This window comes from Herbiconiux liukaitaii (assembly GCF_041927495.1).
In the GTDB taxonomy this organism is placed as follows: Bacteria; Actinomycetota; Actinomycetes; order Actinomycetales; family Microbacteriaceae; genus Herbiconiux; species Herbiconiux liukaitaii.
In genome coordinates this window covers 791724-816828 of record NZ_JBHFHG010000002.1, presented here as the reverse complement: position 1 = coordinate 816828, position 25105 = coordinate 791724, and the positions used below count along the sequence as shown (strand labels likewise).

Below are 25105 nucleotides of genomic sequence, written 5' to 3'. Positions count from 1 at the left end.
AAGTTCGCCATCACGAGGTACCTCAAGGTCTAGACTGGTGGGCTGCCGTAGGTCACGGCAGCCCACCAGCCAGTCAGGAGACGTCATGCCTCGCGAACGCGGACAGAAGGTCGTGGCGACCAACCGCAAGGCGCGTCACGACTACACGGTCGAGGACACCTACGAGGCGGGTCTCGTGCTCACGGGCACGGAGGTCAAGTCGCTGCGGGCGGGTCGTGCATCGCTCGTGGATGGCTACGCCTTCGTGGAGGGCGGGGAGGCGTGGCTCGATGCTGTGCACATCCCCGAGTACAACGAGGGCACGTGGAACAACCACCCGCCTCGGCGTAAGCGCAAGCTGCTGCTCCACAAGGAGCAGATCATCAAGATCTCGCACAAGACCAAAGAGGGTGGTTACACGCTCGTGCCGCTCTCGCTGTACTTCCTCGACGGGCGCGCGAAGGTCGAGATAGGCGTGGCCAAGGGAAAGCGCGAGTACGACAAGCGCCAGGCCCTCCGCGAGCGCCAAGACAAGCGCGAGGCCGACCGCGCCATCTCAGGCCGCCGCAACCTCGGCGACTGAGCCCGCCGCCCCCACCCCGCGGTTCCTCACCCCGCGGTTCCCCGTCCGGCGGTTCCCACCCGGCGGTTCCCCACCCGGCGGTTCCCTACCCCGAAGCGTGCCCACCTCGCTCCGCCCGATCCCGCGCTTCCTCACCCGGTAGTTCCCCACCCGGCGGTTCTCCACCCTGAAGCGTGCCCACCTCGCCCCGCCCCACCCGGTGGTTCCCCACTACGCGATTTCCCACCCTGAAGCGTGCTCACCTCGCGCTGCCCCACTCCTCACCCCACTTCAGCGATGCTCCACCTCGGCCGGATCAGAATGGCGGCGGATCGAGGGTGCTCTGAAGTGACGCTAGGTTGTCGGCGCGCGTGGGTGGCGATGGGTGGGGGTTGTGCCGGGTGGGTGGGGTGGTGCGGTAGGTGGCGCCCAAGGGGGAACGCCATTCGAGTTCGCGCGATCCGGGTGGTGAGCCCGGTGGGCGGCTGACCATCCACCCGCCGTTGTGCTTCAGGTGGTGGTGGCTCGTGCACAGGTGGGCGAGGTTCGAGGCGGTGGATCGGCCCCCGTGCGCCCAGTCCTGGGTGTGGTCGAGTTCGCAGCGGGCTGCTCTGCGGCCACAGCCGGGGAAGCGGCAGTGCTCGTCCGCCACGATCAGCGCCTCGCGGAGGGCGGCCGGGATGCGGTAGCGGCCGGCGACCTCGATGGTGTCGCCTGTGCCCGGGTGCACGAGCACCTTGAGGAAGGTGGGTGCCTTCGCGGCGAGGCGTCGCGCGAGTTCCGGGTCGATGGGGCCGTAGCCGTGCAGTTGTGCCTCCCCACCTTCCGGGCCCTCGCATCCTGCCATCGTGGCGGCGGGAACCGTGACGATGACCGTGGGGGTGAATCCCAGGGCGCCGTCGGTGCGGTTGAGGATGGTGTTGGCGAGGATGTCGGAGCGGAGCTGCGCCTGGGTGCGGGGCTCGGCGTCGGAGCGGGCTGCTCGAGCAGCCTGGTCGAGGACGTCGTGAATCGCGAGGGCGTCGACCGCGGGCAAGTGGTGGTGCAGGGTGGCCATGCCATCTCGCTCCGCATCGAGCCACACTGCTCGGTCGGCGTGCGCGGCTCTGGCGCGTTGGGTGATGGAGTCGGGGTGGTGGGTTTCGCGGAGGCGACGGGCCGCGTCGTCGAAGCGGGCCGCGTTGCACTCCTTCGCCCGCTGCAGGATCGCCTGCTCGAACGAGCCTCGTGACTCCACTGGGAGCGAGGTTGCGTGGGTGACCATCGAGCGGGCGTGAGCGTAGGAGATTTTGCCAGTGCCGAGTTCGGCGAGGGTTTCGGGCAAGTCGTTGACGAGTGTTTCTGCGTCGGCGATCAGGCGGATGACTGTGCCCTCCGAGCGCCGTGCCGCTGTGGCCACCTCGGACTTCACCAGGCGACGAGCCCACTCACGGCCATCCGCCGTCAGCACCCCGGTGAGGATCTCCGCCCTCGCCTCACACGCCTCGACCGCCTGGGCCAGTGCCTTGGCCTGTCGGGCTTGCAGTGCGGCGATCATCCGATCCGCTTGGGTGAATCTCTTGACCGCCATCCGGAACTTCTCATCACACCGCTCGACGGCGTCGCTATCCCTAGCGGGTGTCTCGGAGAAGATCGGCTTCATGAGATTTATTCAATCACCAGCCACCGACATTGAGACCGACCCAGCCATCCGATCCGAGGGCAAGCGCGTAGCGCGCGGCAGCTTAGTCGGCCCCCGAAGAACACGACCCGGAGGCGACTGGGGCTGCCGCGCGCTGCGCGCTTGCCCGAGATGGGATGGGTCGGGTTGGCGGGATCAGGCGCCGGGGAGGGTGTAGGTCACTCCGGTGAGGCGTTCTGCTTCGGCCCAGAGGGGGCGCGCTATCGCAGGGTCTCGTGAGTACTGTTTGGCGTCGACTACGGCCGGTGCCCCCTTCAGCTGGCGCCACCCGTCGGGGCCCCAGTACTGGCCACCTGCTGCGCGGGCATCGACGGCTGCTGCGACGAGCGGCCAGGCCCCCGCATCCTTGCCCTGCGCCACCAGCCGGAATGCCGCCCTCGTGACGGGCGTGCCCGTGCGAGGCGTCGGCAGGATCTCGCGACGCGGAGTGAGCTCGTCGACAGCGAACCCCGGATGCGCCACCAGGCTCGAGACAGACGACCCAGCGAGCCGCAACCGCCGGTCGAGCTCGAACCCGAACGTCATCACCGCGAGCTTCGACCTCCCGTAGGTGCGGAAACCACGGAATCGCCCCTGCGTGGACTGCAGATCGTTCAGATCGAGCCGGAAGAACTCGTGGCTGATGCTGCCGAGGTGCACGATACGGGCGGGCTGCGCCTGAGCCGAGAGCGCGGGCAGCATGTGCCCGATCAACGCGAAATGCCCCAGCAGGTTCGTGCCCATCATCATCTCGAAGCCATCGGCGGTCTGCTGCCGACCGTCCGAGGAGAGCACTCCCGCATTGGCGATGAGCGCATCGATGCGGGGGAGTGCCGAGAGCTCGGTGGCCGCATCGGCGACCGACGCAAGATCCGCGAGATCGAGTCGCACGAAGCGTGCATCGGATCCGGGCACCCGCTGAGCCAGGGAGGCCAGCGCGGCCGCACCCTTCTCGGCGGAGCGAGCCGCGATCACCACAGTGGCACCCGCCGCGGCGAGCTGCTCGGTGGCCCAGTAGCCGAGGCCTCCGGTGCCACCCGTGACCACCACGGTGCGTCCCGCGAGATCAGGCACGGTGTGCCTGCGGGTCGCCATCAGCTGCGGCCCTCGGACGCGAGCTCAGCACCGGAATCGTGCCCAGCACCCGAAGCGAGAGAGGCAGCAGAAGCGACAGACGCCGCAGTAGCAACGCCGCCACCGGCAGCAGCTCCGACGGCCGCCGCGGCGGAGAAGCGGATGTGCACCGTGGCCTCGACCGCGATCGTGCTCGGCCGCAGCTCCATGCCACCCCCGCCTCCGCCGACGCCTCCACCCCCGCCGGGTGCCGCCCGAGCGAACATCGCGCCGGCGGGAGCATCGAACGCGACGGTCGGCGAGCTCTCGAGCAGTCCGGGATCCGCCACCGACAGCGCGGTCACCCCACCCAGCCCGAGCGCCTCCGCGTACTCGTGCGCCTTCTCGAGCGCATCCTGCACAGCACCGCGCCTGGCTTCGCTCTGCAGCTCGTGCTCGGTCTCGGGGGAGAGCCGCCAGTCGATCCCGTCGACGGCGATGCCCTCCCGGATGGCGACCACGTCGATCCACTCGGAGAGCGCCTCGAAGTCGTCGAACTCCGCCTCCACGAACACGGCGCTGTGGAACTCCACGGGCAGCTTCGTGCCGTCCTGACTCCACGGCCGCTGGCCCCACACCCGGATCTCCTCGGAGGTCCACACGAGCACCGGCCCGTCGACCTCGTCGAGCAGCGTCTCGAGCGAGCCCGTGAGCGACTCGTGCGCAGCCCGCGTGGCCGCGAGCACGCTGTCGCGCTTGGAGCCCTCGAAACCTATGCCGATCCGCACCTTCGCGCGCTCCGGATTGCGGCGCAATCGACTCGATCCCGCGACGGTGATGATGGTCTCTGGCATGCACCCCACGTTATTCCATGCACCTGCGTGTCGATCGGTCGCCGAATATGACGTATGCTTGAGGGCTGGCTCAGCGAGAGATCGTGAGTCGGATTTGGTAACTCAAGAGTGTGCGACGACGACCTGCATGGGGATGATCGGTTTCGACATCGACTGCGAAACCACGAGAAGCGGGTCGAGGATGCGGGGTTATCTCGTTAACGCCCTCCGCAAAACATAAGTGCCAATTCAAACAGCACTGTTGCGGCCAAGAAGGCCACCTTCGCTCTCGCAGCGTAGGTCTTCCTTCTAGCTAAATAGCAACTGTCGGTCCGGGAATGCTCTCTACCCGGGTTCCGGCATTATCTAGAGAGATTGCTGCGTGACTGTGTCTCAGGGTCACGCGGGACTTGCACTGTGGCTGGGCCCGTCGACCTAGGTGCCTGTAGCAAAGGTCGGGGCCGAGCAGAACGTCTGAACAGGCTACGCCCGTAGAAGGCGTGGAATCACAGCGATGGACGGGGGTTCAATTCCCCCCATCTCCACCATCGGTCGTCGTCGCACACTCCTGACCGAAGGCCGAAAGGCCGCTATTCGGCGGCGAGCTCGACCGGCAGGTCGTACGGCGGTCGCCTCAGCTTCGGATCCTGCTCGCGCAGCCGGCGCAGGAACGCCGCCACCACGGGCAGCTCCTCGCTCCCGAGGTGCACCGCGAACTCCTCTCGCACCACTCGCAGCACCTCCGCCGTCGCCTTCGCGAAGGCGGCCGATCCCTCCGGGGTGGGGCGCACCAGGATGACGCGCTTGTCCTCCTGCGACTGCTCCCGCTCGATCAGCCCACTGCGCTGCATGGCCGCCACGAGCTTCGACGCCGATCCGCTGCTGTAGAGCAGGGTGCGGGTGAGATCTCCGATCGAGAGCGCCGAGTCGGGCTCCGCGGCGAGGTTGTAGAGCACGTCGTACTGCGCCCAGGTGAGACCGGTCTCCTTGCGGATGGCGTGCTCGATGAGGCGCATCACTCTCGTGTGGGCCAGGACGAAATCGGCCCAGACCGAGAACTGGCGGGCGTCGAGCGGCACGGCGGAGTCAGTCATCCGGTCGACTCTAGTGCCCGGCGAGCGGTTCGCCCGTGGGGTCGGGTGCCGCCTCGTCGTCGAGCTGCTCGCCGCCGAGGGGTTCGCCCTGCCAGGTGGTCGCGATCCAGCCCTCCTCGGGTGAGCCCTCCACCACCACGATGCCGGTGTTCTCGAGCCCGTGGCCGCGACTGAACCCGGCGTCGAGGTTCGACGACGACCAGGAGGCCCAGGTGCGGATGGCCGCACCGTGGCTGAAGACGGCCACCGTGCCGCCTGGATGCGCAGCGGCGAGCTCAGCGATGGCCCCGTCGAAGCGGCTGTAGAACTCGTGACCGCTCTCACCGCCAGGGATGCGACCCGAGAAGTCCGTCCACCAGCCGAGGATGGTGCCGAGGTACGCCGACACGGCCTCGTGGTCGGAGCGCTGCTCGAGGTCGCCCGCCGAGATCTCGCGGAGCCCCGCGAACTCCACCGGCACGAGACCGAGCGCCGCGGCGAGCGGTGCAGCGGTCTCGTGGGTGCGCTGCAGGTTCGACACGGCGATGGCGTCGATCCTCTCGCCCTCGAGGGCTGCGGGGACGGCCGCGGCCTGCGTGACGCCGAGAGGAGTGAGCCCAGGGCCAGGAACGCTGGTGCCGAGGGCCCCGCGCACGTTGTCGATGGTCTGGCCGTGTCGGATGAGAAGGAGTCGCACCCGAAAGATCCTACCTAGAGCGGATGACCCCCGGTCAGGGGATTCGGAGGTCCACCGGGCGGCATTCTCGACAGGTGTTGCTAGCGTGGGGTGTGATCAGAGGAGACACCATGAAATCCGGAATCATCCGCAGATCATTGCTCGCCGCCGGTATCGGCCTCGCGGCCGCCGCGCTCACCGCGTGCGCCTCGGGGGGTGGCACCGCAGGCAGCGGCGAAGACGCCCCGGTCACCTCCGCCGACCTCGTGGGGTCGTGGGTCACGGGGGAGAGCTACCCCACCGCCCCGACCGAGCCGTACCTCGCCCTCGCCGACGACGGCACCTGGAAGGGATCGGACGGCTGCAACAACACCGTCGGCGACTGGTCGCTGACCGACGACGGGGTGCTGTCGGCCACCTCCGGCTTCAGCACGCTCATCGGCTGCCAGGGAGCAGATCTGCCCGGGTTCCTCAAGAAGTCGTCGAGCGCCTACCTCTCCGGCGACTCCCTCATCCTCGCCGATGACGCCGGTGACGTGCTCGTGACTCTCGTGCCCGCCCGCGAGGGCACTGTCGAATAATCGTCAGTTCTCTGTATGATCGGAGAACCTGAGCACCGCTCGGGTTCATCGATCGAAGGAGAACCATGTCGCGCTCCTCCCGCGGACCGGCCGTCATCGGCATCGCACTCGTGTCGGGCCTGGTGCTCACGGCCTGCTCCGGCGGAGGGTCGGGTGGCGCGGCAGGGTTCGACCAGGTGCAGTCGGCGACGATCCGCATCGAGGCTGAGGGCACGTTCGCCGATCCGGAGGACGGGCAGTCGGCGGAGCAGGCGGGCACAGGGTCCGGCTTCTTCATCTCGTCGGATGGCCTGGCCGTCACGAACAACCACGTCGTGGCGGGCGCGGGCACCATGACGGTGCAGGTCGGCGGGGAGGAGACGGGCTACGACGCCGAGATCCTCGGCACCTCCGAGTGCCTCGACCTCGCCGTGGTGCGGGTCGACGGCGAGGGCTTCCCGTTCCTGACCTGGCAGAAGGGCGAGATCACCACGGGCGAGCAGGTCTACGCCGCCGGCTTCCCGCTGGGAGACCCCGACTTCACCCTCACGCAGGGGATCGTGTCGAAGAACGACACCGGGGGTGAGACCGCCTGGGCCTCGCTCGACCACGTGATCGAGCACGACGCGAAGATCCGGCCGGGCAACTCCGGAGGTCCCCTGGTCAACGCGAAGGGGGAGGTCGTCGGGGTCAACTACGCGAGTGTCGGCGAGCTCGACTCCAACTTCGCCATCCACCGAGACGAGGCGCGCAAGATCCTCGAGCAGCTCATCGCGGGTGACGACGTGCAGAGCCTCGGCATCAACGCGCAAGCGCTCGCCCCTCAGGAGGACGGCCCGCTGGGGGTCTGGGTGAGCTCCGTCAAGGCGGGGTCCGCGGCCGACACTGCGGGCATCCTCCCCGGCGATCTCCTGGTGCGCATGGCGGGCACGACGCTCGCGACCGAGGGCACCCTCGAGGAGTACTGCGACGTCATCCGCACCCAGGGCGCCGACGGCACCATCGACGTCGACGTGTACCGACCGTCGGAGGATGCGCTCTACCGCGGTCAGTTCAACGGCAAGGCGCTCGAGCCCGTCACCATCCCGGGTGTCGGCAGCGCCACGGGGTCGGACGACCGCGAGTACGTGACCGTCACCGACGACTCCGGGGTGCTGAGCGTCGATGTGCCGGCCGACTGGGCGGATGTCGACGGCAGCTCGTTCACGGGCATCAACGGCCATGAGTTCCTCGATGTGCGGGCCAGCACCGACCTGGCGCAGTTCGAGGACTCGTGGGGAGTGTCGGGGGTCACTGTCTCCGCCGCGGCGGCAGCCGATGACCTCACACCCGAGGCCATCTTCTCCTCGCTCTCCTCCCTCACGAGCCAGTGCACTCCGGTGGAGGAGGATGCGTACTCGGACGGCGTGTACGAGGGGCGCTACCAGTACTTCACGGCCTGCGGAGGGCTGAGCGACTACGTGATCGTGGCCGCGCAGCCCGCCGACGGCAGCTTCGTGATCCTGGTGACGGTGGCCATAGCCTCCGAGGCCGACCTGCCCGCCATCGAGCAGGTCATGGGCAGCTTCGCCGCGGTGTTCTGAGCGAGGTGACGGCTACTGGGCCGCACCCGCGAGCGAACCCGTGGTCTTGCCGTTCGGGTCGCCGATGAGGCACGAGACGAGGCGGTCGTCGCCCTCGGTCCACGACGCCTCGGTGGGCGTGAAGTAGGTGAAGCCGTAGATCGAGCTGTCGTAGGCGATGCCCACGAACGGCTCGAACTCGGCGAGGCACTTCTCGTCGGCTTCGGCCGTGACGGCGTCGTCACCGGGGAACTCGTCTCCCGCGATCTCGAACTCCGCGTAGACCTCGAGGTCGTGCTCGGCGGCGCAGTCGACGGTCGGCACCTCGGAGACCTCGGTCACGTCGTCACCGGACGTGTCGTTGATGCAGTCGCCCACCGCGAGGGTGAACACGTCGGTGTCGGTCTGCTCGATCTCCTCACCCGTGGTGGAGTCGGTGGCCGGGGGAGCGGAGCTCGGGAAGAGTGCAGTGCACCCGCTGAGCACGAGGCCCAGGGTGAGAAGTGCTGCGGCGGACAGGGTCGTCTTCGATGTACGTGAGAGAGCCATGAACACGAATCTACCGCGATGCGTGCGAGACGACAGCCAGCGTGGCCTCGTGCAGGTGACCGTTGGTGGCCAGAGCGCTGCCGCTCCACGGCCCCTCGACGCCGTCGACCGAGCTGAAGCGGCCACCCGCCTCCTCGATGATGGGCACGAGCGCCGCCATGTCGTAGGGCTGAAGGTCGAACTCCGCGGCGATCTCCAGCTGCCCCTCCGCCACCATCATGTACGACCACATCTCGCCGTAGGCGCGCGTGCGCCAGACCGCTCGGGAGAGCTCGGTCAGTTCGTCGAGACGACCCGCCTCATCCCACCCCTTGAGGCTGTTGTAGCTGAGCGAGGCGTCCGCCAGGTCGGAGATGCCCGAGACCGCGAGGGGCCGCACCTCGTCCGGCCCGCCGTCGAGCACGTCGGTGGTGAAGGCGCCGAGCCCCCGTGCACCCCACCAGCGCCGCCCGAGGGCCGGAGCGCTCACGACACCCACCACGGGTACGCCGTCGACCGCGAGGGCGATGAGCGAGGCCCACACGGGCACCCCGCGCATGAAGTTGGCGGTGCCGTCGATGGGGTCGATGATCCACTGCCGCGCCGAGGTGGAGACCGCTTCGCCGAACTCCTCGCCGAGGATCCCGTCGCCCGGGCGGGTGGCGTCGAGCACGGCACGGATCGCCTCCTCGACGGCGCGGTCCGCATCCGTCACGGGGGTGCGGTCCGGCTTGGCCGTGACGTGCAGGTCGAAGGCCCGGAAGCGGCTCTGCGAGATGCTGTCGGCGTGGTCGGCCAACCGCAGGGCGAGCTCCAGGTCGTCGGCGAAGGAGGTCGTGGCTGCGGGTGAGTCGTGGTTCTGGGTCACCCGTTCAGGCTAGCGGGAGCGCCGAGCGCTACGTGGTCGAGGTGCCCGTCGATCCCGTGGTGTCGAGCAGCTTCTGCAGCGAGTGCAGCCGCGCCCGACCGCTCTCGCCGAGCTCCCCGGCCTCGACCCGGTCGGCGATCTCCCAGTCGTGGGCCTCGGTGAGCGGGATGCCGCCGGGCGGCGGGTTCTCGGGCACGTGCGCGGTCGCCACGAACGAGCGCAGGATGTTGGCGGGATTGACGTGGCCCAGCCCGAACGAGCGCACTCCGGGTGTGTCGATGATCCAGCCCGTGCGCCCGTCCTCGGCGTGCAGCCGGAAGCAGATGGTCGACGACGAGGTGTGCCTGCCGCGCCCGGTGACGGTGTTGACCACGCCGGTCGCGCGATCCGCTCCCGGCACGAGTGCGTTGACGAGAGTGGACTTGCCCACGCCCGAGTGCCCCACCGTGACCGTCGTCTTGCCCACGAGCAGCTCGGTGAGCTCGGCGATCGGCACCTCGTCCCGCGAGAGCGTGATGACCCGGATGTCGAGGCTCGAGAATTCCGAGAGCAGCTCGGAGGGGTCGGCGAGGTCGGTCTTGGTGATGCACAGGATGGGCGTGACGCCGGCATCGAAGGCCGCCACGAGGTAGCGGTCGATGAGGCGGGCGCGAGGCTCGGGATCGGCTGCGGCCACCACGATGAGCATCTGGTCGGCGTTCGCCACGATCACCCGCTCCACCGCATCGGAGTCGTCGGCGCTCCGCCGCAGCAGGGTGGTGCGCTCCTGCACGCGCACGACACGAGCGAGCGATCCCGGTTCGCCCGTGGTGTCGCCCACCACGTCGACCCTGTCGCCCGTCACGATGGCGGTGCGGCCGAGCTCGCGGGCCCTCGACGTGGTGATGGCCCGCTCCTCGGGTGTGTCCTCTCCCACGAGCACGGTGAACCGACCGCGGTCGACCGTCATCACCCGGCCGGAGACCGCGTCGTCGTGGCTCGGCCTGGTCTTGGTGCGCGGCCGGTTGGCCTTGGGATTGGGCCTCGTGCGGATGGTGGACTCGTCGAAGTCGTCGTCATCGTCGTCGTCGCCGTCGACGTCGCTCCACCAGCTCATGCGCCCGCCGCGACCAGTCCGTGCCAGAGCTCGGGGAACTGCGGGAGCGTCTTCGAGGTGGTGGCGATGTCATCCACCAGCACGCCGTCGACGGCGAGACCGATGAGGGCGCCCGCCGTGGCCATGCGGTGGTCGGCGTAGCTCGACCAGAGCCCGCCGTGCAGGGGGCGGGGCGTGATGGTGAGGCCGTCCGGCAGCTCGGTCACGTCGCCGCCGAGGTTGTTGATCTCGGTGGCGAGGGCCGCGAGCCTGTCGGTCTCGTGGTGCCGGATGTGGCCGATGCCCGTGATGGTGCTCGGCTCGTCGGCGAGGGCCGCGAGGGCCACGAGTGTGGGCGCGAGTTCGCCGCCCGTGGAGAGATCGATCGAGACACCGCGGATGCGGTCGCCACCGGTGACCGTGAGCCGGTCGCCCTGCTGCTCCACCGTGGCTCCGAAGAGGGGGAGCAGCTCGGCGAGGTCGGCGCCCACCTGCGTGGTGGAAGCGGGCCATCCGGTGATGGTCACGGATCCGCCGGCCACGAGGGCGGCGGCGAGGAAGGGCGCGGCGTTCGAGAGGTCGGGCTCGATGTCGATCTCGGCACCGGCGATGGCACCCGGTCGCACCGACCAGGCGCCGGGTTCGTCGGAGGCCACTTGCACGCCTCTGGCCCGCAGCGCGGCGAGGGTCATCTCGATGTGCGGCTGGCTCGGCAGGCGGTCGCCCTCGTGGCGCAGCTCGAGGCCCTCGTCGAAGCGAGCGGCGGCGAGCAGCAGTCCGCTCACGAACTGGCTCGAGGCGGAGGCGTCGATGGTGAGGTCGCCGCCCTGCACAAGGCCGCTGCCGTGCACCGTGAAGGGGAGGGCCGCGCGGCCGTCGTCGCCGATGTCGACGCCGAGGGCGCGCAGCGAGGTGATGGTCGTGGCCATGGGGCGGCGCCTGGCCCCCTCGTCGCCGTCGAAGGTCGTGGGCCCGAGGGCGAGGGCGGCCACGGGCGGCAGGAAGCGCATGACCGTGCCGGCGAGGCCGCAGTCGATGGTGGTGCTGCCGAAGAGCTCCTCGGCGGGGGTGATGCGCAGATCGGGGCCGAAGCCGCCGGAGCCCTCGACGGTCTCGATGGTGGTGCCGAGTGAACGCAGGGCCTCCACCATGAGGTCGCTGTCACGCGAGTGCAGGGGCGCGCGGAGCAGCGAGGGGCCGTCGGCGAGGGCCGAGAGCACGAGCTCGCGATTGGTGAGCGACTTCGAGCCGGGCAGCGAGAGCGTGGAGTGCAACGGCGCCGCGGCGCGGGGCGCCGGCCAGTGCTCGTCGTGCGCCACCGGGGCGTCGTCGCCGTAGGGGTTGAACTGCGGCACGGAATATCTCGAAACAGGCATCGGTTATCAGAATAGTCGGCCCACGGATTCTTGGAGGAACAGCGCTTGACCGCTACAGCACTGCTCGATCCCCCGGTCGTAGACTGGGGCTCGATGAGCACTCCCACAGAAGACCCCCGCGCCCTCTTCGAGGAACAGGCCATTCCGTTCCTCGATCAGCTCTATGGCGCCGCACTCCGTATGACCCGCAATCCGAGCGATGCGCAGGACCTGGTGCAGGAGACCTTCGTGAAGGCGTACGCCGCCTTCGCGCAGTTCGAGCAGGGCACCAACCTCAAGGCGTGGCTGTACCGCATCCTCACCAACACGTACATCAACACCTACCGCAAGAAGCAGCGCGACCCCTACCAGGGTTCGACGAGCGAGATGGAGGACTGGCAGCTCGGCACCGCCGAGTCGGTCACCGCGTCTCTCTCGAGCCGCTCTGCCGAGGCCGAGGCCATCGACCACCTCCCCGACAGCGATGTCAAAGAGGCGCTGCAGTCGATTCCCGAAGACTTCCGTCTGGCCGTGTACCTGGCCGACGTCGAGGGCTTCTCCTACCAGGAGATCGCCGACATCATGAAGACCCCCGTGGGAACGGTCATGAGCCGCCTGCACCGTGGCCGGCGACTGCTGCGGGGGCTTCTCACCGATTACGCGCGGGAGCGGGGCCTCGCGGCCGCCACCGCGCCCGCCACAAGGAGCAAGAAATGAACGACTGCGGCTGCGACAAGGCCAGGGCGGAGCTCGAGGAGTATCTGCGCGACGAGGTGTGCAGCACCGACGCTGCCGACATCCGGGCGCACCTGGAGACCTGTGAGGGCTGCCAGTCCGAGCTCCACATCGGCATGGTCCTCACCCAGACCGTGCAGCGCGCCTGCAAGGAGACGGCCCCGGAAGAGCTCCGCGACGAGCTCCTGGCCCGCCTGAGGACCATCCAGGCGCACTAGCCCCAGAAGCAGCAGCTGGCACACGAAAGGGCCCCGATCCACTGGAACGGGGCCCTTTCTGCTGTTGCAGCTAGCTCAGCGCTTTCGTGATCAGCTCTGCCTGCTCCACCGCGTGGCGCTTGGCGCTGCCCGCGGCGGGGGAGGCCGCCGCCGGGCGCGAGACCACGCGGATGGTGCGGCCGTTGAGACGGCTCGCCAGCTCGGTGCAGATGAAGGGCCAGGCGCCCTGGTTCTGCGGCTCGTCCTGCACCCACACCAGCTCGGCGTTGGGGTACGCCGCGATGGTGCGGTTGATCTCCTCGAGCGGGAGCGGGTAGAACTGCTCCACCCGCACGAGTGCGATCGATTCGTCGGGGTTCTTCTGCAGCTCGCTCGCGAGGTCGTAGTGGATCTTGCCCGCGTGCAGCAGCACCTTGGTCACGGCACCCTTGTCGGTGATGCGCGCATCGTCGATCACGGGCTCGAAGCGACCCTGCGTGAGGTCGGTCACCGAGCTCGTCGCACCGCGGAGGCGCAGCATCGCCTTGGGCGTGAACACCACGAGCGGCTTGCGCGGCCGGGCGTAGGCCTGGCGACGCAGCAGGTGGAAGTACGAGGCGGGCGTGGAGGGCCGTGCCACCGTCATGTTGTTCTCGGCGCAGAGCTGCAGGAACCGCTCGATGCGCGCCGAGGAGTGGTCGGGCCCCTGGCCCTCGTAGCCGTGCGGCAGCAGCAGCACGAGCGACGAGCGCTGGCCCCACTTCTGCTCGGCCGACGAGATGAACTCGTCGATCACGGTCTGCGCGCCGTTGGCGAAGTCGCCGAACTGCGCCTCCCAGAGCACGAGGGCATCCGGGCGCTCCACCGAGTAGCCGTACTCGAAGCCCATGGCCGCGTACTCGCTCAGCAGCGAGTCGTAGATCCAGAACCGCGCCTGGTTCTCGGCGAGGTTCGCGAGCGGCAGCCACTCCTGGCCGTTCTCCCGGTCGTGCAGCACGGCGTGCCGCTGCACGAAGGTGCCGCGGCGTGCATCCTGGCCCGCGAGGCGCACCGGGGTGCCCTCCACGAGCAGCGAGCCGAGGGCGAGCAGCTCGCCGAACGCCCAGTCGATGTTGCCGTTGCGGCTCATCTCGACGCGCTTCGTGAGCAGCTGCTGCAGCTTGGGGTGCACGGTGAAGCCGGCGGGCTTGTTGTCGAACGCGTCGCCCACGAGCCGCACGGCGGACTCGGAGACAGCGGTCTCGAACGGTGCCGTCGTGCTGTCGTCGCGCTGCGCCTCGGGGCGCTCCAGGTCGGAGACCGCCTGGGTGTCCTGCGTGATCACGGGGATCGACGAGGTCTGCGCCGCGTGGGTCTCGGCGAAGGCGCGCTCGAGGCGGTCCTGGAAGTCGTGGTGAGCGGCCTCGTACTCCTCCTCGGTGATGTCACCGCGGCCGACGAGCGACTCCACGTAGAGCTTGCGCACCGAGCGCTTGGCCTCGATGAGGTTGTACATGAGCGGCTGCGTCATCGACGGGTCGTCGCCCTCGTTGTGACCGCGGCGACGGTAGCAGATGAGGTCGATGAACACGTCGCGGTGGAACTTCTGGCGGAACTCGAAGGCCAGCTGCGCCACCCGCACGACCGACTCGGGGTCGTCGCCGTTCACGTGGAAGATGGGCGCCTGGATGGTCTTCGCCACATCGGTGGAGTACACCGAGGAGCGCGACTCCGACGGGGGAGTCGTGAAGCCCACCTGGTTGTTGATGTTGATGTGGATGGTGCCACCCGTGCGGTACCCGCGCAGCTGCGACATCTGCAGCGTCTCCACCACGATGCCCTGGCCCGCGAGAGCCGCATCGCCGTGGATGAGGATGGGGAGCGTGGAGAAGGTGCCGATCGGCTTGCGATCCTGCTTGGCCCGCACGATTCCCTCGAGCACGCCGTCGGCGGCCTCGAGGTGCGAGGGGTTGGCGGCGAGGTAGACCGGGATCTCCTTGCCGTCGGAGGCGGTGAAGGTGCCCTCGGTGCCGAGGTGGTACTTGACGTCTCCCGAGCCCTGCACGGTGCGCGGATCCTGGGTGCCCTCGAACTCTCGGAAGATCTGCCCGTAGGTCTTGCCCGCGATGTTGGTGAGCACGTTGAGGCGGCCGCGGTGGGCCATGCCGATGGCGACCTCGTCGAGGCCCTCCTCGGCAGCGCCCTGGATGATCGCATCCAGCAGCGCGATCGTGGACTCGCCGCCCTCGAGGGAGAAACGCTTCTGGCCGACGTACTTGGTCTGCAGGAAGGTCTCGAACGCCTCGGCCTCGTTGAGCTTGGCGAGGATGCGCATCTGCTCGTCGTGGCCCGGCTTGGCGTAGGGGCGCTCCACCTTCTCCTGGATCCAGCGACGCTCCGCCGGGTCCTGGATGTGCATGTACTCGATGCCGATCTTGCGGCAGTAGGAGTCGCGCAGCACGCCGAGGATGTCGCGGAGGTAGGCCTGGCGGGTGAGACCGAACTCGCCCGTCACGAACTCGCGGTCGAGATCCCAGAAAGTGAGACCGTGGCTCGCGATGTCGAGGTCGGGGTGGGTGCGCTGGCGGTACTCGAGCGGGTCGATGTCGGCCATGAGGTGGCCGCGCACGCGGAACGCGTTGATGAGCTCCTGCACGCGGGCCGTCTTGTCGATGGCGCTCGCCTCGTCGACCGAGATGTCCGCGGCCCAGTGGATGGGCTCGTAGGGGATGCGGAGCTCGGCGAAGATGTTCTCGTAGAAGCCGCGCTCGCCCAGGAGCAGCTCGTGCACCTTCTTGAGGAACTCGCCCGATCCCGCACCCTGGATGACGCGGTGGTCGTAGGTGGAGGTGAGGGTGATGACCTTGCCGATGCCGAGGTCGCTCAGCACACGGGGCGAGGCGCCCTGGAACTCGGCGGGGTACTCGAGGGCGCCGGCGCCGATGATGCAGCCCTGGCCCTTCATGAGCCGCGGCACCGAGTGCACGGTGCCGATGCCGCCGGGGTTGGTGAGCGAGAGCGTGGTGCCCTGGAAGTCGGCACCCGTGAGCTTGTTGGCGCGGGCCCGACGGATGAGGTCTTCGTACGCGCCGAGGAACTCGTTGAAGCCCATGGTGTCTGCGCGCTTGATGCCGGGGACGAGGAGGGCACGGGTGCCGTCGGGCTTCGGCATGTCGATGGCGATGCCGAGGCCCACGTGGGCCGGGGCGACGACGCTGGGCTTGCCGTCGACCTCGTCGTAGTAGACGTTCTGGCTCGGGAACTCCTTGAGCGCCTGCACGAGGGCCCAGCCGATGAGGTGGGTGAACGACACCTTGCCACCGCGCGCACGGCGCAGGTGGTTGTTGATGACGATGCGGTTGTCGATCATGAGCTTCGCCGGGATCGAGCGCACGCTCGTGGCGGTGGGCACCGTGAGGCTCGCGTCCATGTTGGTGGCGAGGGACTTGGCCATACCGCGGAGCGGGCTCACCACGTCCTCCTCCGCCTCCTTGGCGGAGTCCTCCGACGGCGCGGAGCGGGTGGGGGCCTCGGCGGGGATCGGCTGCGGCCGGGCCTCGATGCTCGTGGTCTTCGCGATCGGCTGGGTCGCGGGCCGGGCCGAGGAGGCCTCGGCGACCTGCTGCGACTCGGTGGGGGCCGGGGGAGTCGCGGTCACGGGGGACTCTGGGCTGCCCGTGGCGCCCTCCGGTGCGTTGCTCGCGGGGATCTCCGCGTCAGGGGTGGTGTTGGCGCCCGCGCTGCTTTCGCCCGCGCTGGCCCCGTTCGTGCTGTTGGCCCGGTAGCTCTCGAGCACCGGCCACCAGCTCTTGTCGACGGAGTCCTTGTCGGCGATGTACTGCTCGTACAGCTCGTCGACGAGCCACTCGTTCGCCCCGAATTCTCCCGATGCCCCGTCGTCGGTGCTCGTACCCGTCACTTGGCTAGCCAAAGCCGATCGCCCACTTCCCGTTTGCCTCACGATGGCACGTGCCGGTGTCTGCTGCGCTGCTGGTTCACGCGTGGACACGTGCACTTCAAGCCTAAACCCACGGGCACGGTGCCGAGACCAGTGGGTGCGGGTTTAGCGTGGTCGCATGGAGTTCTACGGAGACCCCGCCCGCGACGATCTGACCTACTCGGACGTCTTCCTCATCCCCTCCCGCTCGGCGGTCACGAGTCGGCTCGACGTGTCGCTCGCGCCGACCGACGGAACGGGCGCGACGATCCCGATCGTCTCGGCCAACATGAACTCGGTCACGGGCCCGCGCCTCGCCGCCTCGCTCGCGCGCCGCGGCGGCCTGGGTGTGCTGCCGCAGGACATGCCGCTGCAGGATCTCGACGCCGCCATCCGCTGGGTGAAGGACCAGCCCGTGGCCTACGACACCCCGTTCCTCTTCGAGGCGGGGCAGACCGTGGAGGAGGCACTGCGGCAGGTGCCCGCTGTGGCGGGGCAGGGTCTCGTGATCCGCGACGAGGGCGAGTTCCTCGGCTGCATCCCCGCCGTGCGCCTCGGCACCGCCCTGCCGGACGCCAGGCTCGGCGACCTGCTGCAGGGATCCGCTCATCACGGAGCCCTCACGAGCCTCTCGGCCGACGACATCGACGGCCCGCGAGACGCCTTCGACGCCATGGTGGCCGCCGACATCGACTTCGCCCCCGTGCTGAGGCACGGCGCCCTCGTGGGCACGCTCAGCCGTACGAGCGCGTTGAGGGCCACGATCTACCAGCCCGCCGTCGACGGGAACGGTCGGCTCAGGGTGGCCGCCGCGGTCGGCATCAACGGCGACGTCGCCGAGAAGGCCAGGGCCCTCGTGGCCGCCGGGGTGGATGTGCTCGTGGTCGACACGGCGCACGGCCACCAGGAGGGCATGCTGCGTGCACTCGCGGCGATCCGCGACGCCAAGCTCGGCGTGCCGGTGGTGGCGGGCAACGTGGTGACCGCACGGGCCGTGAACGACCTGGTCGATGCGGGGGCCGACATCCTCAAGGTGGGGGTGGGGCCGGGCGCCATGTGCACCACGCGCATGATGACCGCCGTGGGCCGCCCGCAGTTCTCGGCCGTGCTCGAGACCGCTGCGGCCGCCAAGGAGCGCGGCGCCCACGTCTGGGCCGACGGGGGAGTGCGCTACCCGCGCGATGTGGCCCTGGCTCTCGCGGCGGGCGCGGCTTCGGTGATGATCGGCTCGTGGTTCGCCGGCACCGTCGAGGCACCTGGCGCGCTCGCGGCGGATGCGGACGGCCGGCTGTACAAGGAGAGCTGGGGCATGGCCTCCACGAAGGCCGTGCAGGAGCGCTTCGGTCGGCTCGACGCCTACGAGCTCGCCCGCAAGACCCTGTTCGCCGAGGGCATCTCGTCGAGCCGCATCTACCTCGATCCGCTGCGGCCCTCCCTCGAGGACCTGCTCGACATGATCACCTCGGGGGTGCGCTCGTCGTTCACCTACGCGGGTGCCGCCGATCTGGCCTCGTTCCACGACCGCGCACTCGTGGGCATCCAGTCCGCCGCCGGCTACGAGGAGGGCAAGGCCCTGCCCGTCAGCTGGTGAGTGGGGGGTAGACTGAGCCCGTGCTCATTGAGTGGATCATGGTGGGCGTCGGCCTCCTGCTCACCATCGGCACCGGCCTCTTCGTGGCCAGCGAGTTCTCGCTCGTCAACCTCGACCGCTCCGAGCTCGAAGCGCGTACGGCCCGCGGTGAGAAGGGCCTCACGCCCACGATCTCGGCGCTCAAGCACACGTCGACCCACCTCTCGAGCGCGCAGCTCGGCATCACGCTCACCACGCTGCTCACCGGGTACACCATGGAGCCGGCCATCTCGAGCCTGCTCCGCGGCCCCTTCCTCGCCGTGGGGATCCCCGAGGGCTTCGTGCCGGTGCTCAGCGCCACGATCGGCATCGCGGTCGCCACGCTGCTCTCGATGATCATCGGCGAGCTCGTGCCCAAGAACTTCGCGCTCGCCCTGCCGCTCAAGACCGCGCGCATCGTGGTTCGGTTCCAGCTCGCGTTCACGATGGTGTTCCGGCCTGCCGTGGCCCTGCTCAACAACAGTGCGAACGCTCTGCTGCGGCTCATCGGCATCGAGCCCAAAGAGGAGCTCTCCGGGGCCCGAACAGCACAGGAGCTCTCGTCGCTCGTACGCCGATCCGCTCTCGAGGGCACCCTCGAGGTCGACACCGCCACGCTGCTCAACCGCACCCTGCTCTTCGCCTCGCACGATGCCTCGGACGCGATGACCCCGCGCCCCAGGATCGTGAGCGTCAAACGCGACGAGACCGCGGCCACGGTGCTCGGCCTCGCCCGCTCGACCGGCCACTCCCGGTTCCCGGTGATCGACGACGACATCGACGACATCGTGGGCCTCGTGCACGTCAAGCAGGCCGTCGCGATCCCCAGGGACCGGCGCGCCGACGTGCCCGTGACCGCCATCATGACGGAGACCGTGCGCGTGCCCGAGACGATGACCCTCGACGTGCTGCTCGGCGAGCTCCGCGGTCGCGGCTACCAGATGGCCGTCGTCATGGACGAGTACGGCGGCACCGCGGGTGTCGTGACGCTCGAGGATCTCGTGGAGGAGCTCGTGGGCGAGCTCGTCGACGAGCACGACCGCACCCGCGCGGGCGTGGTGCACAACCGCGGCGACATCACCTTCCCGGGCATGCTGCGCCCCGACGAGCTCGTCGACCAGGCCGGCATCACGGTGCCGGAGGACGGCCCGTACGAGACCGTGGCCGGCTTCGTGATGAGTCAGCTCGGCCGGCTCCCCGTGGTGGGCGACACCGTCAACCTGCCCGGCGGCGCGCTGCGGGTGGAGCGGCTCGACGGCAGGCGGATCGACCGCGTGCGCTACATCCCCGCCGACGACCCGGAGGCAGGTGAGCTGCCCGAGGAGAAGACCGTGCAGCAGACGCGAGGGCAGCAGGCGCGAGGGCGGCAGATGAGAGGGCAGACGGATGTCTGATTGGCTCGGGATCGTCTGGCTCGTGGTGCTGCTCGCCGGCAACGCGTTCTTCGTGGCGGCGGAGTTCGCCGTCATCTCGGCGCGCCGCTCGCAGATCGAGCCGCTCGCGGAGGAGGGCAAGGCGAGTGCCAAGACGGCGCTCTACGCCATGGAGCACGCCACGCTCATGCTCGCCACCACGCAGCTCGGCATCACGGTGTGCTCGCTGCTCATCCTGAACGTCTCCGAGCCCGCCATCCACCACCTGCTGGAGGGCCCGCTGGGTCTGACCGGCATTCCGGAGGAGGCGATCGGCACGGTCGGCTTCGTCATCACCCTCGTGCTCGTGTCGTTCCTGCACGTGGTGCTCGGCGAGATGGTGCCGAAGAACATCTCGTTCTCGGTGCCCGACCGCGCCGTGCTGCTGCTCGCGCCCCCGCTCGTGGGCATCGCGCGGGTGTTCCGGTTCGTGATCGTGGCGCTCAACGCCACCGCCAACAGCGTGCTGCGCCTCTTCGGGGTGGAGCCGAAGAACGAGGCCGCCAGCGCGTTCACGCTCGATGAGGTGTCGACCATCGTGGAGCAGTCGCAGCGCGAGGGCATGCTCTCGGATCGCACCGGCACCCTCACCGCGGCCTTCGAGTTCACCTCCAAGCGCGTGGTCGAGGTGGCGCTGCCGCTCTCGTCGCTCGTGAGCCTGCCCTCGACGGCGACGCCGGCGGATGTGGAGCGCGCGGTCGCCAAGTACGGCTTCTCGCGTTACGTGCTGCTCGACGACGAGGGGCTGCCCGCCGGCTACGTGCACCTCAAGGACGTGATCGACCTCGATGACGACGAGTTCGATGATCCGATCCCGGCCAAGCGCATCCGACTGCTGCCCTCGCTCTACGAGCTGACCGACCTCGAGGATGCGCTCGCGGCGATGCGCAAGAGCGGGGCGCACCTCGCGCGCGCCTTCTCCGAGGCCGGCCGCACCACGGGTGTGCTGTTCCTCGAGGACATCATCGAGGAGCTCGTGGGCGAGGTCGAGGACGCGACGAGGCGCTAGGCGCTAGGCGCGTGGGGACCAGGCGCTAAGCGCGTGGCTTCCTGGGCTTCGCCCGCAGGTACTGCGCGGGCCAGTAGTCGATCTCGACTCCGAGCTCGGAGGCGGCGCGCAGCGCGAAGTGCGGGTCGCGCAGCAGCTCCCTGGCCAGCATCACCGCATCCGCCCGCCCCGAGGCCACCACGTCCTCCGCCTCCTGCGGCGTGGTGATGAGGCCGACGGCCGAGACCTCGACCCCCGACCCCTCCTTGACCTCGCTCGCGAGCGGCACCTGATACAGCGGGCCCACGGGGATCTTCGCCGACACGAGACCGCCGCTCGAGATGTCGAAGAGGTCGGCACCGGCCTGCTGGGCCCACCCGGCCACCGTGGCGGTCTGCTGCGCATCCCAGCCGCCCTCCACCCAGTCGGTGCCGGAGAAGCGCACGAGCAGCGCGAGCTCGTCGCCGATCTCGGCGCGCACCGCTCGCACGATCTCGAGCAGCAGCCTGGCGCGGTTCTCGAGCGATCCGCCGTACTCGTCGGTGCGCTCGTTCGAGAGCGGGGAGAGGAACTGGTGCAGCAGGTACCCGTGGGCGGCGTGCAGCTCGATCACCTCGAATCCGGCGTCGACGGCCCGGCGGGCGGCGGCTCGGAAGTCCTCCACGATGCCCGGCAGCTCGTCGAGCCCGAGCGCGCGCGGGGTGTCGTAGCCCTCGAACGCCACGGCCGAGGGCGCCACGGTGGGCCAGCCGCCGTCGCTCTCGGGCACCGTGCCCTGCGGCTCCGACCAGCTGCGGTAGGTCGAGGCCTTGCGCCCCGCGTGGGCGAGCTGGATGCCGGCGACAGCGCCCCTGGCGCGGATGAAGGCGGTGATGCGGGCGAACAGGTCGCGCTGGGTGTCGTTCCAGATGCCCAGATCCTGGGGCGAGATGCGCCCCTCGGGCGAGACCGCGGTGGCCTCGGTGAGCACGAGGCCCGCGCCGCCGATGGCGAACGACCCCAGGTGCACGAAGTGCCAGTCGTTCGGCAGGCCCTGCTGCTCGTCGGCGGAGTACTGGCACATCGGCGCCACCCAGATGCGGTTGCGGAGCGTGACTCCACGCAGGGTGAGGGGCTGGAAGAGAGCGGATTCGGTCACGAGTCCTATTCTGAGGGCATGGCGAGCGCAGACGTTACGGCTAGCAGAGGAACACCCAGCCCGGGCCGGCAGGACTGGAACGAGCTCGCGGCGTCGGCCTGGGTGCGGGCGCCGGGGCCGGACGACGACAAGTACTCGCGGGGCGTGCTCGGCGTCGTGACGGGATCGGAGAGCTACCCGGGCGCCGCCGTGCTGGGTGTCGAGGCGGCCGTGCGCACGGGACTCGGCATGGTGCGCTACCTCGGCGACGAGGCCCCCAGCCGGCTGGTGCTGCAGGCGCGGCCCGAGGTGGTCACCAAGTCGGGACGTGTGCAGGCCTGGCTGCTCGGCTCGGGCACAGACGCCGCTGAGCGTGACGCAGCTGCCTCGGAGCGCCTCGAGCACGCTCTCGCTGACGCCGTGCCCCTCGTGCTCGACGCGGGAGCCCTCGACCTGGCCGACCGGGCGCGCGGCCGTGCCGTGCTCACCCCCCACGCCGGCGAGCTCGTGCGTGTGCTCGCCGCCTTCGGGGTCACGGTCGATCGAGCGGCCGTGCAGGCCGATCCCGCGGCTCACGCGCAGCGCGCCGCCGATCTCAGCGGATGCGTGGTGCTGCTCAAAGGGCAGGTGACGCACATCGCGGCACCGGAGTCGATGACGACGGATCGTGCTGGCGTGCCGGCGACCGCACGCGTCGAGGCACCGACGAGCTGGGCGGCCACCGCGGGCTCGGGAGACGTGCTCGGCGGCATCCTGGGCGCTCTCGTGGCCGGGCACTCCGAGGCCGTGCTCGAGGATCCCGCGCGGCTCGTCCCCCTCGCCGCGACCGCCGCGTGGGTGCACACCTGGGCCGCCGAGCGCGCAGCCGACGGCGGGCCCGTGGCGGCACTCGACATCGCGCACGCCGTGCCGAGGATCATCGCGCGGCTGCTCGCCTGAGCTGATGCTCGCCTGACGGGATCCGATCGGGGTCAGCGCCCCGGCTGGGCCTCGAGGTCGATGTCGACGTACGCGATGTCCTCCACCTGCACCACGCTGAACCCCGCGAGCGAGATGCCGTAGGCGGCGAGGTCGATCGGGATGCTCGCGGTGACGGCCCCGTGCGAGTCGTCGAAGTCGACCACGGCGTCGGCGTGCACCTGGTTGCTCACGCCGCGCACGGTGAGCACTCCCGTGATGGCGACGACCTGCTCGCCGTGCACCGTGGTGGTGGCGCTCGTGAGGTCGATCGGCTCGGTGAGCACGAACGAGGCGGTGGAGTTGCCTCCCGTGGCGGCCACGAGCGCGCGCAGCAGCACGGAGCGGGTGGGGTCGTCTCCCACGAGGCTCGCGAGGTCGAGCATGAACTCCGCGTCGGTGATGGAGTCTCCGGTGCGGCTCACGACGCCGTCGATCTCGGTGGTGCTGCCCGTCACCTCGAGGCCGTCGATCGTGGTCATGCGGTAGCCGACGCTCGATCCGGGGCCGAGCCGCCAGGTCGAGCTCGACGTGGAGGCGGTGGAACCCTGCTGCTCGGGCTCGGCCACCACGGTCGGCACCACCTGCTGGGAGGCCGCCGAGCTCTGCAGCGTGATGCTCCTGGCCACGATCGGCACCGCCACGACGGCCACGGCGCCGACGGCCACCACCGCCGCCACGAGGGCGACGGCGTACTTGGCGGGCTTGTTCACGCAGACCTTCCGGTCGGAGGTGCAGGGGGAGGGTGCAGCTGGTCGTTCATGACAGTGAAACAAATCCCGGTGAGCGGCGGCTGGGAATGAGCGGGCAATAGGATGACCGTCGTGCAGAATCACGTGCGTCGACTCGCTGCCCGGCCCGTGATGCTGTGGCTGGTGTTCCTCGCCGTGCACCTCTGGCTCGGCTACGACGGTCTCACCCACCCCGGACTGCCCTTCGGCGACGTCACGAACGTCTACCTGCCGTGGGTGGAGCAGTCCCTCGACGGCTACCGGCTCGGCATCGACGGCCCGTGGGTCTATCCCGTGCTCGCCTTCCTGCCCATGCTGGCCTCGCTCGTGCTCGGCGCCGACCTCTACGGCGTGGGCTGGATGCTCGTGGTCACGGTGGCGAACGCCGCGGTCTTCTCCTTCCTCATCGCCGGGGCGCGCGAGACGAGCGCCGCCGGCTGGCTGCGCATCGTGGCCGCCTGGTGGTGGCTCGCCTTCCTGCTGCTCGTGGGCCCCGTGGCGGTGGGCAGGATCGACGTGTTCACGGTGGCACTCGCCATCGTGGGGCTGCTCCTCGCCCGCAACCGGCCCGCCGTGGCCGGTGTGCTGCTGGGGCTCGCCACCTGGGTCAAGGTGTGGCCGGCCGTGCTCATCGCGGCGGCCGTCGTGGCGGTGCGCCGCCGACTGCGGTTCGCGGTGGCCGCGGCGTCGACGCTCGTGGCCGTGGCGGCCGGTGCGCTGGCCGCAGGCGGTGGGCTCAACGTCTTCAGCTTCGTGACCGAGCAGACGGGTCGCGGCCTGCAGGTCGAGTCGCCCGTGTCGACCATCTGGATGTGGCTCGCCAGGGCCTCGGATCCGAGCCGGGTCTACTACGACTTCGACATCCTCACCTTCCAGGTCTCGGGCCCCGGCAGCGACGTGGCGGCGGCGGTGATGACGCCCCTCCTCGTGGTGGCCGTGCTCGCTGTGCTGGTGATCGCGGTGCTGGTGACCGCATCCGGCGCCTCGCCCACCTCGGTGCTCCCTCCGCTCTCGCTCGCGCTCGTGATGGCGCTCATCGTGTTCAACAAGGTGGGGTCGCCGCAGTTCATGGTGTGGATCGCCGCCCCCGTCATCCTGGGCATCGTGACCCAGGGCAGGCGCTTCCAGGTGCCGGCCCTCCTGGCCTTCGTGATGGCGGGGCTCACCCAGGTGATCTATCCGATCGCCTACGACTGGCTGCTCTACCTCGACCCCGTGATGCTCGTGGTGCTCACGGTGCGCAACACTCTGAGCATCGCGCTCCTCGTGATCGCGGTGCGCATGCTGTGGAAGAGTAGGAAGCCCACGACGCTTGGAGACGAACATGCTGGTGGCTTTCTCGGTGGCTCCCTCAGGGGGCTCCTCCCACGCAACCGGTGACGGTGACGCGGCGAGTGTCCACGACGCCGTCGCCGCCGCGGTCGAGATCGTGCGCTCCTCGGGGCTGCCCAACTCCACCGACTCGATGTTCACGACCATCGAGGGGGAGTGGGACGAGGTCTTCGACGTCATCAAGCGCGCCACCGAGGCCGTGCAGGCCTACGGATCGCGCGTCTCGCTCGTGCTGAAGGCCGACATCCGCCCCGGGCGCACCGGGGAGCTCACCGGCAAGGTCGAGCGCCTGCAGAAGGCCCTCGACGAGAGACAGCAGTAAGGGGA

Annotated in this window: 23 protein-coding genes and 1 other RNA gene; 12 read left to right on the top strand and 12 right to left on the bottom strand. The window is 69.6% G+C overall.

Annotated features, from left to right (window positions below; all coding sequences use genetic code 11):
* Nucleotides 1-85 precede the first annotated feature (85 nt).
* Entirely contained in the window at nucleotides 86-562 is a 477-nt protein-coding gene (gene smpB / locus ACEXQC_RS04415) for an SsrA-binding protein SmpB (RefSeq protein ID WP_374818812.1), read from the top strand.
* Between the two features lie 295 nt (nucleotides 563-857).
* Here the strand turns inward: smpB and ACEXQC_RS04410 are convergent, their stop codons facing one another.
* From ACEXQC_RS04410 to ACEXQC_RS04400, 3 genes are all read right to left on the bottom strand, one after another.
* On the bottom strand, nucleotides 858-2111 hold the full coding sequence (locus ACEXQC_RS04410; protein WP_374818810.1) for an HNH endonuclease: 1254 nt from the start codon (nucleotides 2109-2111) through the stop codon (nucleotides 858-860).
* 246 nt (nucleotides 2112-2357) lie between these two features.
* On the bottom strand, nucleotides 2358-3296 hold the full coding sequence (locus ACEXQC_RS04405) for an oxidoreductase (RefSeq protein ID WP_374818808.1): 939 nt from the start codon (nucleotides 3294-3296) through the stop codon (nucleotides 2358-2360).
* Complete coding sequence (locus tag ACEXQC_RS04400; protein ID WP_374818806.1) at nucleotides 3296-4108, bottom strand: SIMPL domain-containing protein; 813 nt, start codon at nucleotides 4106-4108, stop codon at nucleotides 3296-3298. The genes ACEXQC_RS04405 and ACEXQC_RS04400 overlap by 1 nt, the downstream gene beginning before the upstream one ends.
* A gap of 129 nt (nucleotides 4109-4237) precedes the next feature.
* Here ACEXQC_RS04400 and ssrA point away from each other — a divergent pair.
* Nucleotides 4238-4635: a transfer-messenger RNA gene (ssrA, locus tag ACEXQC_RS04395) on the top strand.
* 42 nt (nucleotides 4636-4677) lie between these two features.
* On the opposite strand, the gene ACEXQC_RS04390 is transcribed toward ssrA, so the two are convergent.
* Both ACEXQC_RS04390 and ACEXQC_RS04385 read right to left on the bottom strand, forming a co-directional pair.
* Nucleotides 4678-5181 carry a MarR family winged helix-turn-helix transcriptional regulator gene (locus ACEXQC_RS04390; RefSeq protein WP_374818804.1) on the bottom strand — a complete coding sequence of 168 codons (504 nt, stop codon included), beginning with the start codon at nucleotides 5179-5181 and terminating at the stop codon, nucleotides 4678-4680.
* Nucleotides 5182-5191: 10 nt separating this feature from the next.
* Nucleotides 5192-5857, bottom strand: a complete 666-nt coding sequence (locus tag ACEXQC_RS04385) for a histidine phosphatase family protein (RefSeq protein ID WP_374818802.1) — start codon at nucleotides 5855-5857, stop codon at nucleotides 5192-5194.
* A gap of 110 nt (nucleotides 5858-5967) precedes the next feature.
* On the opposite strand from ACEXQC_RS04385, the gene ACEXQC_RS04380 reads away from it, so the two are divergent.
* A complete protein-coding gene (locus tag ACEXQC_RS04380) occupies nucleotides 5968-6417 on the top strand; it encodes an META domain-containing protein (protein ID WP_374818800.1) in 450 nt (149 codons plus the stop codon).
* 65 nt (nucleotides 6418-6482) lie between these two features.
* Nucleotides 6483-7979, top strand: coding sequence for a S1C family serine protease (locus ACEXQC_RS04375; RefSeq protein ID WP_374818798.1), 1497 nt, complete (start codon nucleotides 6483-6485; stop codon nucleotides 7977-7979).
* A gap of 12 nt (nucleotides 7980-7991) precedes the next feature.
* On the opposite strand, the gene ACEXQC_RS04370 is transcribed toward ACEXQC_RS04375, so the two are convergent.
* Genes ACEXQC_RS04370 through aroA form a run of 4 tightly spaced genes read right to left on the bottom strand, consistent with a single transcriptional unit; the run spans nucleotide 7992 to nucleotide 11805 of the window.
* Entirely contained in the window at nucleotides 7992-8507 is a 516-nt protein-coding gene (locus ACEXQC_RS04370; RefSeq protein ID WP_374818796.1) for a septum formation family protein, read from the bottom strand.
* Nucleotides 8508-8517: 10 nt separating this feature from the next.
* Nucleotides 8518-9354 (bottom strand): histidinol-phosphatase, encoded by an 837-nt coding sequence (hisN, locus tag ACEXQC_RS04365; protein WP_374818795.1) that lies wholly within the window; start codon nucleotides 9352-9354, stop codon nucleotides 8518-8520.
* Nucleotides 9355-9382: 28 nt separating this feature from the next.
* Nucleotides 9383-10450, bottom strand: a complete 1068-nt coding sequence (rsgA, locus tag ACEXQC_RS04360) for a ribosome small subunit-dependent GTPase A (RefSeq protein ID WP_374818793.1) — start codon at nucleotides 10448-10450, stop codon at nucleotides 9383-9385.
* Nucleotides 10447-11805: a 3-phosphoshikimate 1-carboxyvinyltransferase gene (aroA, locus tag ACEXQC_RS04355; RefSeq protein ID WP_374818791.1), complete on the bottom strand. Its 1359-nt coding sequence runs from the start codon at nucleotides 11803-11805 to the stop codon at nucleotides 10447-10449. Before aroA ends, rsgA begins: the two co-directional genes overlap by 4 nt.
* A 93-nt stretch (nucleotides 11806-11898) precedes the next feature.
* Between aroA and ACEXQC_RS04350 the strand changes: the two genes are divergently transcribed.
* On the top strand, nucleotides 11899-12501 hold the full coding sequence (locus ACEXQC_RS04350; protein WP_374818789.1) for a sigma-70 family RNA polymerase sigma factor: 603 nt from the start codon (nucleotides 11899-11901) through the stop codon (nucleotides 12499-12501).
* Nucleotides 12498-12737 carry a zf-HC2 domain-containing protein gene (locus tag ACEXQC_RS04345; RefSeq protein ID WP_374818787.1) on the top strand — a complete coding sequence of 80 codons (240 nt, stop codon included), beginning with the start codon at nucleotides 12498-12500 and terminating at the stop codon, nucleotides 12735-12737. Before ACEXQC_RS04350 ends, ACEXQC_RS04345 begins: the two co-directional genes overlap by 4 nt.
* A 70-nt stretch (nucleotides 12738-12807) precedes the next feature.
* Here the strand turns inward: ACEXQC_RS04345 and ACEXQC_RS04340 are convergent, their stop codons facing one another.
* Complete coding sequence (locus ACEXQC_RS04340) at nucleotides 12808-16626, bottom strand: multifunctional oxoglutarate decarboxylase/oxoglutarate dehydrogenase thiamine pyrophosphate-binding subunit/dihydrolipoyllysine-residue succinyltransferase subunit (protein WP_374818785.1); 3819 nt, start codon at nucleotides 16624-16626, stop codon at nucleotides 12808-12810.
* A 145-nt stretch (nucleotides 16627-16771) separates the two neighbouring features.
* On the opposite strand from ACEXQC_RS04340, the gene guaB1 reads away from it, so the two are divergent.
* From guaB1 to ACEXQC_RS04325, 3 genes are read left to right on the top strand one after another with little or no spacing between them, the layout of a single operon-like run.
* Nucleotides 16772-18223 carry a GMP reductase gene (gene guaB1, locus ACEXQC_RS04335; protein WP_374818783.1) on the top strand — a complete coding sequence of 484 codons (1452 nt, stop codon included), beginning with the start codon at nucleotides 16772-16774 and terminating at the stop codon, nucleotides 18221-18223.
* Between the two features lie 38 nt (nucleotides 18224-18261).
* Entirely contained in the window at nucleotides 18262-19635 is a 1374-nt protein-coding gene (locus tag ACEXQC_RS04330) for a hemolysin family protein (protein ID WP_374818863.1), read from the top strand.
* The gene (locus tag ACEXQC_RS04325; RefSeq protein ID WP_374818781.1) at nucleotides 19628-20662 is read left to right on the top strand and encodes a hemolysin family protein; all 1035 of its coding nucleotides are present in this window, start codon (nucleotides 19628-19630) and stop codon (nucleotides 20660-20662) included. Before ACEXQC_RS04330 ends, ACEXQC_RS04325 begins: the two co-directional genes overlap by 8 nt.
* Before the next feature lie 25 nt (nucleotides 20663-20687).
* Here the strand turns inward: ACEXQC_RS04325 and ACEXQC_RS04320 are convergent, their stop codons facing one another.
* Nucleotides 20688-21779, bottom strand: coding sequence for an NADH:flavin oxidoreductase/NADH oxidase (locus tag ACEXQC_RS04320; protein WP_374818780.1), 1092 nt, complete (start codon nucleotides 21777-21779; stop codon nucleotides 20688-20690).
* A gap of 18 nt (nucleotides 21780-21797) precedes the next feature.
* Between ACEXQC_RS04320 and ACEXQC_RS04315 the strand changes: the two genes are divergently transcribed.
* Nucleotides 21798-22697, top strand: a complete 900-nt coding sequence (locus ACEXQC_RS04315; RefSeq protein ID WP_374818778.1) for an ADP-dependent NAD(P)H-hydrate dehydratase — start codon at nucleotides 21798-21800, stop codon at nucleotides 22695-22697.
* A gap of 32 nt (nucleotides 22698-22729) precedes the next feature.
* On the opposite strand, the gene ACEXQC_RS04310 is transcribed toward ACEXQC_RS04315, so the two are convergent.
* Nucleotides 22730-23428, bottom strand: a complete 699-nt coding sequence (locus ACEXQC_RS04310) for a YceI family protein (RefSeq protein WP_374818776.1) — start codon at nucleotides 23426-23428, stop codon at nucleotides 22730-22732.
* Nucleotides 23429-23539: 111 nt separating this feature from the next.
* On the opposite strand from ACEXQC_RS04310, the gene ACEXQC_RS04305 reads away from it, so the two are divergent.
* Both ACEXQC_RS04305 and ACEXQC_RS04300 read left to right on the top strand, forming a co-directional pair.
* The gene (locus ACEXQC_RS04305; protein ID WP_374818774.1) at nucleotides 23540-24826 is read left to right on the top strand and encodes a glycosyltransferase family 87 protein; all 1287 of its coding nucleotides are present in this window, start codon (nucleotides 23540-23542) and stop codon (nucleotides 24824-24826) included.
* The gene (locus ACEXQC_RS04300; RefSeq protein ID WP_374818772.1) at nucleotides 24771-25100 is read left to right on the top strand and encodes a thiamine-binding protein; all 330 of its coding nucleotides are present in this window, start codon (nucleotides 24771-24773) and stop codon (nucleotides 25098-25100) included. Before ACEXQC_RS04305 ends, ACEXQC_RS04300 begins: the two co-directional genes overlap by 56 nt.
* Nucleotides 25101-25105: the final 5 nt, after the last annotated feature.

Bases quoted from the DNA above. Each gene is read 5' to 3' on its own strand.
- smpB (WP_374818812.1), top strand. From the start codon at position 86: ATGCCTCGCGAACGCGGACAGAAGGTCGTGGCGACCAACCGCAAGGCG.
- ACEXQC_RS04410 (WP_374818810.1), bottom strand. From the start codon at position 2,111: ATGGCGGTCAAGAGATTCACCCAAGCGGATCGGATGATCGCCGCACTG.
- ACEXQC_RS04405 (WP_374818808.1), bottom strand. From the start codon at position 3,296: ATGGCGACCCGCAGGCACACCGTGCCTGATCTCGCGGGACGCACCGTG.
- ACEXQC_RS04400 (WP_374818806.1), bottom strand. From the start codon at position 4,108: ATGCCAGAGACCATCATCACCGTCGCGGGATCGAGTCGATTGCGCCGC.
- ACEXQC_RS04390 (WP_374818804.1), bottom strand. From the start codon at position 5,181: ATGACTGACTCCGCCGTGCCGCTCGACGCCCGCCAGTTCTCGGTCTGG.
- ACEXQC_RS04380 (WP_374818800.1), top strand. From the start codon at position 5,968: ATGAAATCCGGAATCATCCGCAGATCATTGCTCGCCGCCGGTATCGGC.
- ACEXQC_RS04375 (WP_374818798.1), top strand. From the start codon at position 6,483: ATGTCGCGCTCCTCCCGCGGACCGGCCGTCATCGGCATCGCACTCGTG.
- ACEXQC_RS04370 (WP_374818796.1), bottom strand. From the start codon at position 8,507: ATGGCTCTCTCACGTACATCGAAGACGACCCTGTCCGCCGCAGCACTT.
- rsgA (WP_374818793.1), bottom strand. From the start codon at position 10,450: ATGAGCTGGTGGAGCGACGTCGACGGCGACGACGACGATGACGACGAC.
- aroA (WP_374818791.1), bottom strand. From the start codon at position 11,805: ATGCCTGTTTCGAGATATTCCGTGCCGCAGTTCAACCCCTACGGCGAC.
- ACEXQC_RS04350 (WP_374818789.1), top strand. From the start codon at position 11,899: ATGAGCACTCCCACAGAAGACCCCCGCGCCCTCTTCGAGGAACAGGCC.
- ACEXQC_RS04345 (WP_374818787.1), top strand. From the start codon at position 12,498: ATGAACGACTGCGGCTGCGACAAGGCCAGGGCGGAGCTCGAGGAGTAT.
- guaB1 (WP_374818783.1), top strand. From the start codon at position 16,772: ATGGAGTTCTACGGAGACCCCGCCCGCGACGATCTGACCTACTCGGAC.
- ACEXQC_RS04330 (WP_374818863.1), top strand. From the start codon at position 18,262: ATGGTGGGCGTCGGCCTCCTGCTCACCATCGGCACCGGCCTCTTCGTG.
- ACEXQC_RS04325 (WP_374818781.1), top strand. From the start codon at position 19,628: ATGTCTGATTGGCTCGGGATCGTCTGGCTCGTGGTGCTGCTCGCCGGC.
- ACEXQC_RS04315 (WP_374818778.1), top strand. From the start codon at position 21,798: ATGGCGAGCGCAGACGTTACGGCTAGCAGAGGAACACCCAGCCCGGGC.
- ACEXQC_RS04300 (WP_374818772.1), top strand. From the start codon at position 24,771: ATGCTGGTGGCTTTCTCGGTGGCTCCCTCAGGGGGCTCCTCCCACGCA.